Raw genomic sequence first — 13,049 nt, 5'->3', positions numbered from 1 at the left:
AGTAAAAAATGAATCAGTAAATTGCAGTAATGCGCCGATGAAAACTAATACCTCCACTGTAATGAAAAGCCCAGGTTCATGGCATCGCTATGAAAGTCATCAGGTTTACTGATGGGCGTGCCGATAAAAAAATCATATTGCGTAGACGCTATTTCTCCGCGGACGCCGCCGACTGCGCCTGAAAGGCTTTTTCCCTGCCTGGCGCGCTCGGTACCAATGATCCTGCCGAAGTCAAGGCCAAGATATACCTGCTGGTCGGGGGTGGGAATATTCCAGCTAAAATCATTGCGCCAGTACCAGCCTTGATTGGCCGAAAGCGTATTTTCACCGTCAAAGCCGCGAACCGTCCAGCGATTGCCGATATTAAACTGGTTGTCCGAAGATAATCTATCCGGGCTGAACTGGGCATGGAAACGCGGCATCCAGCTAAACTTATCGCCGGTTGCGGCAAACTGCATCAAGGCCTGTATATCGGCGTGAACAATGCGCGATTGATGGCTATATAAACCGCCTTTTTCCTCGGGGGTGGGGACGGAGCTCAGCCACGGCAGGCTGCGCTGAACGCCCAGGCTTGCGTCGATAATTTTCCTGTTGAAATAGTGCTGATGGCGCACGGTAAATTCCCAGACAGGATTTTGTTTACGCATCACATACAACTCATCGCCGCCAAAGAAATAGTGCGAACTGCTCTTCGCTATGCGCAGATCGGCGGTCGTTTTTTGTTGTCGGGTATGCGAAAGCAGGCGGCTAAGGGTCGCGCTGTAATAACGGTTTTTACTTTTATAGTCGATGCTTGACCATCTTCCTTTAAACAGCTGGCGGTACTGGCTGTAGGAGCCGTACAGGCTCAATGACCAGTAACCAAAAGGCACGGAGTAGTAAAGGTTGCCGTTATGGTTGCCGTCGTTGTGCTGGTTGAATTCAACGTCGCCGCCTGCCGAGATGGAAAGAATATCGTTCAATGAAGATAAATCGTAAAGGTATAGCGCGCCGCCACCCTGATAGCGACCGCTGGCGCGGCTGCCTGCGTCATCAAGCCAGGCGCCAACCTGCCACTGTTTATCCATTACCCGGGCGATTTCAATATCACTTTCGCCAATGTGTTCCCCGGGCCGCAGCTTCATATGGGCGCTGGCGCCAGGCAGGCGCTGCAGGTTAGCCATCCCTTGTTCAAGATCGCTGAGGCGCAGGATTTTACCGGTATGGGTGGGCATGGAGGTCCACAGGTTCGTCACGGCACTATTTGGCGCAAAATCAATATGCCCCGTTTTGCCATAAGTCAGCGTTATTTTGAGAATGCCCCCTTCTAGTGACTGAGAAGGGATATCGATCAGGGAAGTAATATACCCTTGTGTTATCAGTTCATTTTGTAGGGCGTTCGTCAGCAGGCGAATCCCTTCTATTCCGAGGCAATGGCCGGGCGCCTGGGCAGCGATCTTCCCGAGGAGGGCGGTGGTTTTTGCGTTGTCCTCGGAGGCAATATCAACTTTCGTGATGTACCGACAGGTCGCTTCCTCGGGAAATATCAAGGTTTGCGTTTTCGCATAGGTGCGAGAAGATTGGTATTGCTGCTGATGGGGCATTAATGCGCTTTCACGGGCTTTATCCTGTTCTACCTGGTTTACCGTGGCGGAGTCAATACCCGCCCGCGCGGTAAAGCAGGTGAGCAAATTTAAACACAAAATAATGGCCAGTCCGTTAGTGTTAGTCCGCATGAAGCAATATCCGTTTGTTTCATTGAGTAAGATTATAATTAATGGTTGTGCACGGCATGAAATAGCCTGCGCGGCGTATAGCAAGTCAATTGAAATATTATTTCAAGAAATTTAAACTCACGGGGATTATTACAAGATGCCGTATGCTAACGATGACGTGGCGGTTAATCTATTCTACGGCCCCTGAATTCTTTGTGAAATTTTTACTTCACGTTGTGAAGCTGTCGCTTTGAGATGAAGCAATTGAAAAGGGGAGGGGCTGACAGGCGCGCACGGTGATATCGTGCGCGCCGCAGAAGTTAGTGCAGAATTTTGGCGAGGAAATCTTTAGCGCGATCGGATTGTGGATTGGCGAAGAAGGCCTCTTTATCGGCATCTTCGACTATCTTTCCTTCATCCATAAAGATCACCCGGTTGGCCACCTTACGGGCGAAGCCCATTTCATGGGTAACCACCATCATCGTCATCCCTTCGTTGGCCAGTTCCACCATGACGTCCAGTACCTCGTTGATCATCTCCGGGTCGAGCGCTGAGGTGGGCTCATCAAACAGCATAGCGATCGGGTCCATACACAGGGCTCGGGCAATGGCCACGCGCTGCTGCTGGCCGCCGGAGAGCTGCGCCGGGTATTTTTCCGCATGCGCCGCCAGGCCCACGCGCTCCAGCAGTTTGAGCCCCTTCTTGCGCGATGACGCTTTGTCACGATTGAGCACCTTAACCTGCGCCAGCGTCAGGTTGTCGATAATCGACAGGTGTGGGAATAGTTCAAAATGCTGAAACACCATTCCGACATGCGAGCGCAGTTTGGCAAGATTGGTCTTTTTATCGTTAACCACGGTGCCATCGACGATAATCTGCCCCTGCTGCACCGGCTCAAGGCCGTTCACGGTTTTAATCAGTGTGGATTTACCGGAGCCTGACGGCCCGCAGACCACCACGACTTCGCCTTTTTTCACTTCCGTGGAGCAATCGGTCAGCACCTGAAAGTGACCATACCATTTTGAAACATTTTTCAGGGTAATCATTACACAGTCCTTTTCTTCAACCAGCTGACCAACAGCGAGGCGCTGAGGCTAATCACAAAATAGACGCCGCCCGCGAACAGGATCATTTCGACCTGGGTCCCGTCACGCTCGCCAATCGTGGAGGCGGTACGGAAGAAGTCGGCGAGGCTCAATACATACACCAGCGAGGTATCCTGGAACAGGACGATCCCCTGGGTTAACAGCAGCGGCACCATGGCGCGGAAGGCCTGCGGCAGGATCACCAGCCGCATCGACTGCCAGTGGGTCATTCCCAGCGCCAGCGCGGCGCTTGACTGGCCGCGGGAGATGCTCTGGATACCGGCGCGGATAATCTCTGAATAGTAGGCGGCCTCGAACATCGAAAAGGCCACCATCGCCGAGATCAGGCGAATATCCGTTTTCGGCGACAGTCCCAGCACGTTCTGCAGGAAGCCCGGGACAATCAGGTAGAACCACAGCAGAACCATCACCAGCGGGATAGAACGGAACACGTTAACGTAGGATTTAGCAAACCAGGCCAGCGGCAGAAAGCTGGACAGGCGCATGACCGCCAGCAGGGTGCCCCAGACGATGCCGACCACGATGGCGATCACCGTAATCTTCAGGGTGATCACCAGCCCTGCCAGCAGGTAGGGCATGGAGGGAACGATCGAACTCCAGTCAAAATCGTACATTATTTGCCTCCCATATTGCCAGGCAGGCGAACCTTACGCTCGACCACATACATAATCAGCATAATCACCGCGTTGATGAAAACATAGGCCAGGGTGATGGCGGTAAAAGACTCCCAGGCATGAGCGGAGTAGTCCAGCAGTTTGCCCGCCTGCGCGGCCATATCGGCCAGACCGATGGTGGAGGCGATGGCCGAGTTTTTCACCAGGTTCATCATCTCCGAGGTCATCGGCGGCACGATAACGCGATAGGCGTTCGGCAGCAGCACGTAGCGGTAGGTTTGCGGCAGGGTCAACCCCATCGCCAGACCGGCGTTCTTTTGCCCGCGCGGCAGCGACTGGATAGCGGCGCGTACCTGCTCGCAGACGCGAGCGGCGGTAAACAGCCCCAGGCACAGCATGGAGGAGACAAAGAACTGAATGTTTGGGTCCAGCTCCGATTTAAACCACATGCCGATATTTTCCGGCAGGAATTCCGGCACCACCAGGTACCAGGTAAAGAACTGCACGATCAGCGGCACGTTGCGAAACAGTTCGACATAGCAGGTGCCAATGCCCGAGAGGAAGCGATTGGGGACCGTGCGTAAAATGCCGAACAGCGAGCCGACGAGAAAAGCGATGATCCAGGCCGAGATGGAGAGGGCGACGGTGATCTGAAAACCGCTCCACAGCCAGCCCAGGTAGGTAGTGTTGCCGAAGGGGGCCTGTTGCAGGAATATCCCCCAGTTCCAGTCTATTGACATACATGACTCCTGGAAAAAAAAGGGTAGCCATTGCTACCCTCGAAGACGGTTGTCCAGCTTGTTTCGGTATTCGCGGCGGCTGGGGAACGACCAGCCGCCGTATAGTCTGTCCGTGCTGTGACAATCATCGGGAGGGCAGGATATCCCGCCCCTGGTTGTTATAATTAGTTCAGTGCTTTGTCATTAGGTGATTTGAACAGCGCTTTCATGTCGTCCGACAGCTCGAAGTTCAGGTTAAGATTTTTTGGCGGAATCGGGTTTTTGAACCATTTGTCGAACCACTTCGCTGCTTCGCCAGAGGTCTGGGCCTGGGCAACGGTTTCATCGACCAGCGCCTTGAAGGCCGGATCGTCCTTACGCAGCATGCAGCCATAGGCTTCTTTCGACTGCGCGGTGCCGACGATTTCCCAGTTATCCGGTTTCTTCGCCTTGGCACGTTCGCCAGCCAGCAGGGCATCATCCATCATAAAGGCCACCGCGCGTCCGCTCTCCAGGGTGCGGAAAGAGTCGCCATGATCTTTGGCGCTGATAATGCGCATATTCATTTTTTTCTCATCGTTCAGCTTGTGCAGCAGGATCTCTGAGGTGGTTCCGGAGGTGACGACGACCGCTTTATCCTTCAGGTCAGGGAAATCTTTAATCGGGCCGCCTTTCTTCACCAGCAGACGAGTGCCGACGACGAAGATAGTATCGGAGAAGGCCGCCTGTTTCTGGCGCTCAAGGTTGTTGGTGGTAGAGCCGCACTCGAAATCAAAGGTGCCATTCTGCAGCAGCGGAATACGATTCTGCGAGGTGACCGGGATCAGTTTGACCTGCAGATCGGGTTTGTTCAGTTTTTTCTTGATGGCATCGACGATGGCGTTGGAGTAGTCCTGAGAGTAACCCACAACCTTCTGTTGGTTATCGTAGTAAGAGAAAGGGACGGAAGATTCGCGATGGCCGACAACGATAACGCCATTTTTCGCGATCTTATCCAGAGTGCTCTGGCCAGCCGCCGGGGCAGCATCTTCCGCCTGCGCCAGACCAGCGGTCATTCCCATTACCAGCATTGCCGTGGCCAGTTTACGTAATTGCATATCCAACTCCTTATCCGCAGCGTCACCGACGCTATTGATACCCATTGTGATTGTGTGTGTTGTTATTAGGGGCACGCATCCACGTGCCGCATTTGTATGTGTTTGTTAGCATTTAGTTTGGCTTAATGTAAATATTTTGCTGCTTTATTGTTTATTTTTGCGAAGCGCTCCGCACCAATGGGAGGCAAATATCTTCCATTGCACCAAAATAGCGCGACCACCGATCGTTTATGGTGCAACCCGGTTGCACTGGGCCGGAGGACGGCGCTACCCGATTAAATAAAGCAATGACTGTGCCAGGGTGGCAAATGACGGGAAGAAAAAAGCCGGCGACGGGCGTCGCCGGTAGAGAACTTATCGGCGACGCTGACGCAGGCTCATCAGCAGCGCACCGAAGCCGAGCAGCGCCGTCAGCGCCCACAGCGGCCAGTTGCCAGTGCGAGCGTAAGGGGTCATGCCGCTGGTGGGCGTCACGGTGGTGGTCAACACCTCACGGGTAAACTGCGGGATCATCTTCTGGATCTCGCCGCGCGGGCCGATCACGGCGGTAATGCCGTTGTTGGTACTGCGCAGCAGGGGGCGGGCCAGCTCCAGGGCGCGCATCCGCGCCATCTGGAAGTGTTGCCACGGGCCGATGGACTTGCCGAACCAGGCGTCGTTAGAGATGGTCAGCAGGAAGTCGGTATCCGGACGGAAGTTATCCCGCACCTGTTCCCCGAGGATGATCTCGTAGCAGATGGCCGCGGTCAGCTTCAGGTTATGCGCCATCAGCTGCGGCTGCACGTAGGGACCGCGGCTGAAGGAGGACATCGGCAGGTCGAAGAATGGCGCCAGCGGACGCAGAATCGACTCCAGCGGTACAAACTCGCCGAACGGCACCAGATGGTTCTTGTTGTAGCGGTTGGTCGAGTCGTAGCGGTACGGGTTATCTTTGCCGAGGGTAATGATGGTGTTGTAGGTGTCGTAGCGATTCTGCTTATTAAGACGCGCGTCGACGATGCCGGTGATCAGCGAGCTGTCTTTTGCGCGCAGCAGATCGTCCATCATGCTGAGGAACTGCTGCTGGTTGATCTCCAGATCCGGGATCGCCGATTCAGGCCAGATAATCAGCTGCGAGTGGCCGATATGCGGCTGGGTCAGCGCCAGGTAGGTTTTCAGGGTATTAACCAGCTGTTTCTCGTCCCACTTCATGGCCTGCGGGATATCGCCTTGCACCAGCGAGACCTGCGTCGCGCGCTCCGGCAGCAGCTGATACCACTGGATATAGCGCAGCGGGAACGGCAGGGCGAACAGCACCGCGGCGATCACCAGCGCCTTCCCGTTGCGCTGCACGAGGGCCAGAGCCAGCAGGCCGCTAACCATCATCAGCAGGAAGTTGATCGACTCAACCCCCATCACCGGCGCCAGGCCTTTCAGCGGGCCGTCGATCTGGCTATAGCCGAACTGCAGCCACGGAAAGCCGGTCAGCACCCAGCCGCGCAGGAACTCGGTGATCTGCCAGACGACGGGGGCGGCGATCGCCACCCGTAGCCAGCTGGTTTTGGGCCACAGCCGGGCGAGCAGGCCGGCAAACAGGCCGGTGTAGAGCGACAGATAGGCCGCCAGCAAAACGACGAGGAAGACGTTAACCGGACCCGGCATACCGCCAAACTGCGCGATACTGACATAAACCCAGTTGATTCCCGTGCCGAACAGGCCGAGTCCCCAGAAATAGCCGATGCCGGCGCTTTGCAGCGGGCGGCGGTTGAGGGTTAACGCCTGCAGACCGACCAGTGAAATAATCGCTGCGGGCCAGAAGTCGTAAGGTGAAAAAGCCAGCGTTCCGCTGGCTCCGAATAGCAGCGCCAGCAGCAGACGTACGCGCTGGCGTTCAAGAAGAGAGGCAAATACCATTTAGGCTAATCGTCCCGTAAATTAACGCCTGTTGCCACAGGCTATGCTGTTTGCCAGCCGGGGAGGGGACAACCGAGTATCGCCACGGTCTGTCTCCCGGCTGGCCGTGACCTTCAGCGCCGCCGCTTACTCTTCCAGCTTCGGCTGGGGAGCATCATCCGGCAGCTTAACATGCACCTGAATGATACGACGACTATCTGCCATTGCTACCTTGAATTGGTAACCATCAATGTCGATAGATTCGCCGCGAGCCGGCAGGTGGCCAAAGGCCTGCATTACCAGCCCGCCAATGGTATCCACTTCTTCATCGCTGAAGTGCGTATCGAAGGCGTCGTTGAAGTCTTCAATGGAGGCCAGGGCGCGTACCGTCCAGGTATGGCGGCTCAGCTGGCGGAAATCGATATCTTCTTCTTCGTCGTACTCGTCTTCAATTTCCCCGACGATGAGCTCAAGGATATCCTCGATGGTCACCAGACCGGAGACGCCGCCGAATTCGTCAATAACGATCGCCATATGGTAGCGCTGTGAGCGAAACTCTTTCAGCATGCGGTCGACCCGCTTGCTTTCCGGAACGACAACCGCCGGCCGTAACACTTTTTCCATGCTGAAGGCTTCGGCGTCGCTGCGCATAAACGGCAGCAGATCCTTGGCCATCAGAATCCCTTCGATGTGATCTTTATCTTCACTGATGACCGGGAAGCGCGAGTGAGCGGATTCGATGATGACATCGAGGCACTCGTCCAGCGTCTGATTGCGTTTCAGGGTAATCATTTGTGAACGGGGGATCATAATGTCGCGGACCCGCTGGTCGGCGATATCCATTACCCCTTCGAGCATGTCACGCGTATCTTCATCGATAAGATCGTTCTGCCCGGAATCACGGATCAGCGCCAGCAGTTCATCGCGGTTTTTCGGTTCCCCGTGAAAGAGCTGGCTGAGTAACAGGGAGAAAAATCCCTTTTTGCTGTTTACTGTGTCACTACTGTGTGAATTGTCGTCGCTCATGGCGTCGTTTGGGTTCTCATGTTGATTTAATGTCGCTCGTCGCGCGTAAACTCAGCGCCGGACGGCATGGGTTGCCTGACGTTCAGGCGGGTAAAATGCATGAACAGCGGCCGGATGAGGCGCAAGCGCCACGATCCGGCAGGGGGCTATTCAGCAATCTTCTCGGAAATGTACGGGTCCTCATAGCCCAGAGCAAGCATTATCTCTGTTTCGAGGCCTTCCATCTCTTCCGCTTCGTCATCTTCGATGTGATCGTAGCCCAGCAGATGCAGGCTGCCGTGCACCACCATATGCGCCCAGTGCGCCTCCAGCGGTTTACCTTGCTCGCTGGCTTCCTGCTCCACCACCTGACGGCAAATGATCAGATCGCCGAGCAGCGGCATTTCAATCCCCGGCGGCGCTTCAAACGGGAAAGAGAGGACGTTGGTCGGCTTATCCTTGCCGCGATAGGTCAGGTTCAGCTCATGGCTTTCTGCAACGTCGACCAGACGAATCGTTAACTCTGACTCCTCCTGAAACGGCGGAATGACGGCGTCGACCCAGCGTTGAAAAAGGGCTTCGTCCGGCAGGCCGCTGGTCTCTTCGCAGGCCAGTTGTAAATCGAGGATCACCTGACTCATTTTTGCTCCTGTTCCTGGGCTTCGCGTTTGCGCTCGGCGGCCAGTTCTGCTTTACGTTTCTGGTCTGCGGCTTCCCATGCCTCATAGGCGTTCACGATGCGGGCGACCACCGGATGGCGGACCACGTCTTCGCTATGGAAGAAGTTAAAGCTGATCTCATCGACTTCCGCCAGCACTTCGATGGCGTGGCGCAGACCGGATTTGGTGCTGCGCGGCAGGTCAATCTGCGTGATATCGCCGGTGATCACCGCCTTGGAGTTAAAGCCGATGCGGGTCAGGAACATTTTCATCTGCTCGATGGTGGTGTTCTGGCTTTCATCAAGAATGATAAAGGCGTCATTCAGCGTCCGTCCGCGCATATAGGCCAGCGGGGCCACTTCGATGACGTTACGCTCAATCAGCTTTTCCACCTTCTCAAAGCCGAGCATCTCGAACAGCGCGTCGTACAGCGGGCGCAAATACGGGTCGACCTTCTGGCTCAGATCGCCGGGCAGGAAGCCGAGCTTTTCACCCGCTTCGACGGCCGGACGGGTCAGCAGAATGCGGCGGATCTCCTGACGCTCCAGCGCATCAACCGCCGCCGCCACCGCCAGATAGGTTTTCCCGGTACCCGCCGGACCCACGCCGAAGGTGATGTCGTGATCGAGGATATTGGCGATGTACTGCGCCTGGTTCGGCGTACGCGGTTTGATCACCCCGCGCTTGGTCTTGATATTGACGGCTTTTCCGTACTCCGGCACGCTCTCGGCGCTTTGCTCAAGCACGCGCGCCTCTTTGATCGCCAGATGGATCTGCTCTGGTTCAATATCCTGAATCTGACCGCGCATCGGCGCCGTGTCGACATACAGGCTGCGCAGAATATCGGCGGCGGCGTGTACGCAAAGGGCGCGTCCGGTCAGCTTAAAGTGATTGTCACGGCGGTTGATCTCAATGCCTAACCGACGCTCCAGCTGTTTGATGTTGTCGTCAAACGGGCCGCACAGGGCTAACAGGCGTGCGTTATCCGCTGGCTCCAGGGTAATTTCACGAGTGTCTATGTTCAAACTGTTCCTCTTTACGCAGGTGGCCGGACGCGGCGCGTGGCCGGCTAATCAGGAAATTATTTACGTCACAGGAAAATGGCGCAAGCATTGCTGTAGATATAGGGACGGAGAGAGGAATTACAAGGCCTGCCGGAACCGACAGGCCTGAAGGGATCACGGCTGATAGATACCCACGCCAAGATCGTTCTCTTTACGGGTGCGGGCAATCACTGATTCGGGTGATTCAGCGATACGCAGACCCATCTCCGCTTCGGTGCGCACGATTTTGCCGCGCAGCGAGTTGGTGTAAACATCGACGATTTCGACATCGACAAACTTGCCGACGAGGTCCGGGGTGCCTTCGAAATTGACCACCCGGTTGTTCTCCGTCCGTCCGGAGAGCTCCATGATGTTCTTGCGCGACGTGCCTTCCACCAGGATGCGCTGTACCGTGCCGAGCATGCGACGGCTCCAGGCCATCGCCTGCTGGTTGATGCGCTCCTGCAGAATATACAGACGCTGTTTCTTGTCGGCATCCGGCACGTCGTCGACCATATCGGCCGCCGGGGTGCCCGGACGGGCGGAGAAGATAAAGCTGTAGCTCATATCGAAATTGACGTCGGCGATAAGCTTCATCGTCTTTTCGAAATCTTCCGTGGTTTCGCCGGGGAAGCCGACGATAAAGTCGGAGCTAATCTGAATATCCGGACGCGCTTCACGCAGCTTGCGAATAATCGCTTTATACTCCAGCGCGGTATGGGTGCGTCCCATCAGGTTAAGCACGCGGTCGGAGCCGCTCTGCACCGGCAAGTGCAGGAAGCTCACCAGCTCCGGCGTATCGCGATAGACGTCGATGATGTCGTCGGTAAATTCGATCGGGTGGCTGGTGGTGAAGCGAATGCGGTCGATGCCGTCGATAGCGGCCACCAGGCGCAGCAGATCGGCAAAGCTGCCGGTGGTGCCGTCGTAGTTCTCACCGCGCCAGGCGTTCACGTTCTGGCCCAGCAGGTTGACTTCACGCACGCCCTGCGCCGCCAGTTGGGCGATTTCAAACAGGATATCGTCGCACGGGCGGCTGACTTCTTCACCGCGGGTGTAGGGCACCACGCAGTAGGTGCAGTATTTGTTGCAGCCTTCCATAATCGAGACAAAGGCGGTCGGGCCTTCGGCGCGCGGTTCTGGCAGGCGATCGAATTTTTCAATTTCCGGGAAGCTGATATCAACCACCGGGCTGCGGTTGCCGCGCACAGAGTTAATCATCTCCGGCAGGCGGTGCAGGGTTTGCGGCCCGAAAATAATATCGACATAGTGCGCGCGCTGACGAATATGGTCGCCTTCCTGGGAGGCCACGCAGCCGCCAACGCCAATAATCAGGTCCGGGTTCTTCTCTTTCAGCAGCTTCCAGCGTCCAAGCTGATGGAAAACTTTTTCCTGGGCCTTCTCACGAATTGAGCAGGTATTGAGCAACAGCACATCTGCTTCTTCCGCCACTTCGGTCAGTTGATACCCATGTGTCGCATCCAGCAGATCGGCCATCTTTGATGAATCATACTCGTTCATCTGACAGCCCCAGGTTTTAATATGGAGTTTTTTTGTCATTGACTTGCTCATGCTCAGTAATAGATATCCAAAACGCGGGGATATATACAGGGTGAATTTCGCATTCCAGGGCGCGTATTGTAATGCTTTGGTCGCCCCCTGACCAGTGCGAGCGTTATCACCGCAAGAGGGCGAAAAATCCGGTAAACTTAACGGATTCTGCTTTAAGGATAATAGCCATGACAATTCACGCAACAGATGTCGCCATCGTGGGCGGCGGCATGGTCGGCGGCGCCCTGGCGTTAGGGCTGGCGCAACAGGGATTTACCGTGACGGTGCTTGAGAAAACGGCGCCCCCGGCTTTCGATCCGGCATCCGCCCCGGATGTGCGGATCTCGGCGATCAGCGCGGCCTCGGTCGGCCTGCTGAAAAGCCTTGACGTCTGGGATGCCGTGCGGGCGATGCGCGTCCACGCTTACCGTCGTCTGGAGACCTGGGAGTGGGAGAGCGCGCACGTCGCCTTTGACGCCGCAGAGCTCAAGCTGCCAGAGCTGGGCTATATGGTTGAGAACAAGGTCCTGCAGTGGGGCCTGTGGCAAGCGCTGGCGGCGCACGAAGGGGTTACCCTCCGCGTTGGCGGCGAACTGGAGGCGATGCAGCGCGGCGAGGCGCAGACGGTGCTGCGTTTACGCGAGGGGGAGACGATCCACGCCCGGCTGGTTATCGGCGCCGACGGCGCCAGCTCTCAGGTGCGGGAGATGGCCGGCATCGGCGTGCATGCCTGGCAATATCAGCAGTCCTGTATGCTGATCAGCGTCGAATGCGCCGACGATCCCGGCGACAGCACCTGGCAGCAGTTTACCCCCAGCGGACCGCGCGCCTTCCTGCCGCTGTTCGACAACTGGGCCTCGCTGGTGTGGTATGACGCCCCGGCGCGGATCCGTCAGCTACAGGGCATGTCCATGCCCCAGCTTCAGCAGGAGATCGCCCGCCATTTCCCGGCGCGTCTCGGACGGGTGACGCCGCGGGCGGCCGGCGCCTTCCCGCTCACCCGGCGTCATGCGCTGCAGTATGTTCAGCCCGGTCTGGCGCTGGTGGGCGATGCGGCGCACACCATTCATCCGCTGGCGGGGCAGGGGGTTAACCTTGGCTATCGCGATGTCGACGCCCTGCTGGAGATCCTGGCGCAAGCGCGCGGCCGAGGCGAAGAGTGGGCCAGCCTGCCGGTGCTCAAGCGCTACCAGGCGCGGCGGCGGGCGGATAATTTTATTATGCAGTCGGGGATGGATCTGTTTTACGCCGGATTCAGCAATGACCTGGCGCCGGTGCGGATGCTGCGTAATATTGGCCTGATGGCGGCCGAACGCGCCGGGGTGCTGAAGCGTCAGGCGCTGAAGTATGCGTTAGGCTTGTAACTCCGGCTTCCCGGGCGGGGGCGTAGTGGAAAGCGCCTGCCCGGCAGTCAGTAACGCGCCAGGATGGCTATACGCCAATAGCAAAAAAGCCCACCGAGGTGGGCTTTTTTGCATTTAAGTGGCTGGGGTACGAGGATTCGAACCTCGGAATGCCGGAATCAGAATCCGGTGCCTTACCGCTTGGCGATACCCCAATTGTCTGTTGCGCCTGACCGTCACTATCCCGGTTTAAGAGCAACAGTGCGTTCATTGCTGAACGACTTTTTAATTTGGCTGGGGTACGAGGATTCGAACCTCGGAATGCCGGAATCAGAATCCGGTGCCT

The 13,049-nt window shown here is 56.6% G+C and carries 11 protein-coding genes and 1 tRNA gene; 1 reads left to right on the top strand and 11 read right to left on the bottom strand.

Translation table 11 applies throughout. The features are described 5' to 3' along the window. Nucleotides 1–44 precede the first annotated feature (44 nt). The 10 genes from ABLV76_RS12775 to miaB all read right to left on the bottom strand — a co-directional run bounded on the left by ABLV76_RS12775 (nt 45) and on the right by miaB (nt 11,369). Entirely contained in the window at nt 45–1,715 is a 1,671-nt protein-coding gene (locus ABLV76_RS12775) for a ShlB/FhaC/HecB family hemolysin secretion/activation protein (RefSeq protein ID WP_017901432.1), read from the bottom strand. A gap of 299 nt (nt 1,716–2,014) precedes the next feature. Continuing rightward, complete coding sequence (locus tag ABLV76_RS12770) at nt 2,015–2,740, bottom strand: amino acid ABC transporter ATP-binding protein (RefSeq protein WP_004885898.1); 726 nt, start codon at nt 2,738–2,740, stop codon at nt 2,015–2,017. Continuing rightward, the gene (gltK, locus tag ABLV76_RS12765; RefSeq protein WP_002894707.1) at nt 2,740–3,414 is read right to left on the bottom strand and encodes a glutamate/aspartate ABC transporter permease GltK; all 675 of its coding nucleotides are present in this window, start codon (nt 3,412–3,414) and stop codon (nt 2,740–2,742) included. Before gltK ends, ABLV76_RS12770 begins: the two co-directional genes overlap by 1 nt. Further along, the gene (locus tag ABLV76_RS12760; protein WP_002894709.1) at nt 3,414–4,154 is read right to left on the bottom strand and encodes an amino acid ABC transporter permease; all 741 of its coding nucleotides are present in this window, start codon (nt 4,152–4,154) and stop codon (nt 3,414–3,416) included. Before ABLV76_RS12760 ends, gltK begins: the two co-directional genes overlap by 1 nt. Nucleotides 4,155–4,318: 164 nt before the next feature. Continuing rightward, the gene (locus ABLV76_RS12755) at nt 4,319–5,230 is read right to left on the bottom strand and encodes an amino acid ABC transporter substrate-binding protein (RefSeq protein ID WP_023288842.1); all 912 of its coding nucleotides are present in this window, start codon (nt 5,228–5,230) and stop codon (nt 4,319–4,321) included. 354 nt (nt 5,231–5,584) lie between these two features. After that, entirely contained in the window at nt 5,585–7,123 is a 1,539-nt protein-coding gene (gene lnt, locus ABLV76_RS12750) for an apolipoprotein N-acyltransferase (RefSeq protein WP_064150460.1), read from the bottom strand. 126 nt (nt 7,124–7,249) lie between these two features. Then, a complete protein-coding gene (gene corC / locus ABLV76_RS12745; RefSeq protein ID WP_004197606.1) occupies nt 7,250–8,128 on the bottom strand; it encodes a CNNM family magnesium/cobalt transport protein CorC in 879 nt (292 codons plus the stop codon). A gap of 146 nt (nt 8,129–8,274) precedes the next feature. Next, the gene (gene ybeY / locus ABLV76_RS12740; protein ID WP_002894722.1) at nt 8,275–8,748 is read right to left on the bottom strand and encodes an rRNA maturation RNase YbeY; all 474 of its coding nucleotides are present in this window, start codon (nt 8,746–8,748) and stop codon (nt 8,275–8,277) included. Further along, a complete protein-coding gene (locus ABLV76_RS12735; RefSeq protein ID WP_004176871.1) occupies nt 8,745–9,791 on the bottom strand; it encodes a PhoH family protein in 1,047 nt (348 codons plus the stop codon). Before ABLV76_RS12735 ends, ybeY begins: the two co-directional genes overlap by 4 nt. A 153-nt stretch (nt 9,792–9,944) precedes the next feature. Further along, a complete protein-coding gene (gene miaB, locus ABLV76_RS12730) occupies nt 9,945–11,369 on the bottom strand; it encodes a tRNA (N6-isopentenyl adenosine(37)-C2)-methylthiotransferase MiaB (RefSeq protein WP_004885906.1) in 1,425 nt (474 codons plus the stop codon). A 179-nt stretch (nt 11,370–11,548) separates the two neighbouring features. On the opposite strand from miaB, the gene ubiF reads away from it, so the two are divergent. After that, nucleotides 11,549–12,724, top strand: a complete 1,176-nt coding sequence (ubiF, locus tag ABLV76_RS12725) for a 3-demethoxyubiquinol 3-hydroxylase (protein ID WP_080837347.1) — start codon at nt 11,549–11,551, stop codon at nt 12,722–12,724. Nucleotides 12,725–12,843: 119 nt separating this feature from the next. Here ubiF and ABLV76_RS12720 read toward each other — a convergent pair. After that, nucleotides 12,844–12,918: transfer RNA gene (locus ABLV76_RS12720), tRNA-Gln, on the bottom strand. Between the last annotated feature and the right edge of the window lie 131 nt (nt 12,919–13,049).

It is taken from the genome of Klebsiella sp. GB_Kp047 (assembly GCF_040065235.1).
In the GTDB taxonomy this organism is placed as follows: Bacteria; Pseudomonadota; Gammaproteobacteria; order Enterobacterales; family Enterobacteriaceae; genus Klebsiella; species Klebsiella quasipneumoniae.
The sequence above is the reverse complement of the archived record's forward strand: the minus strand, read 5'-3'. Positions and strand labels throughout refer to the sequence as shown.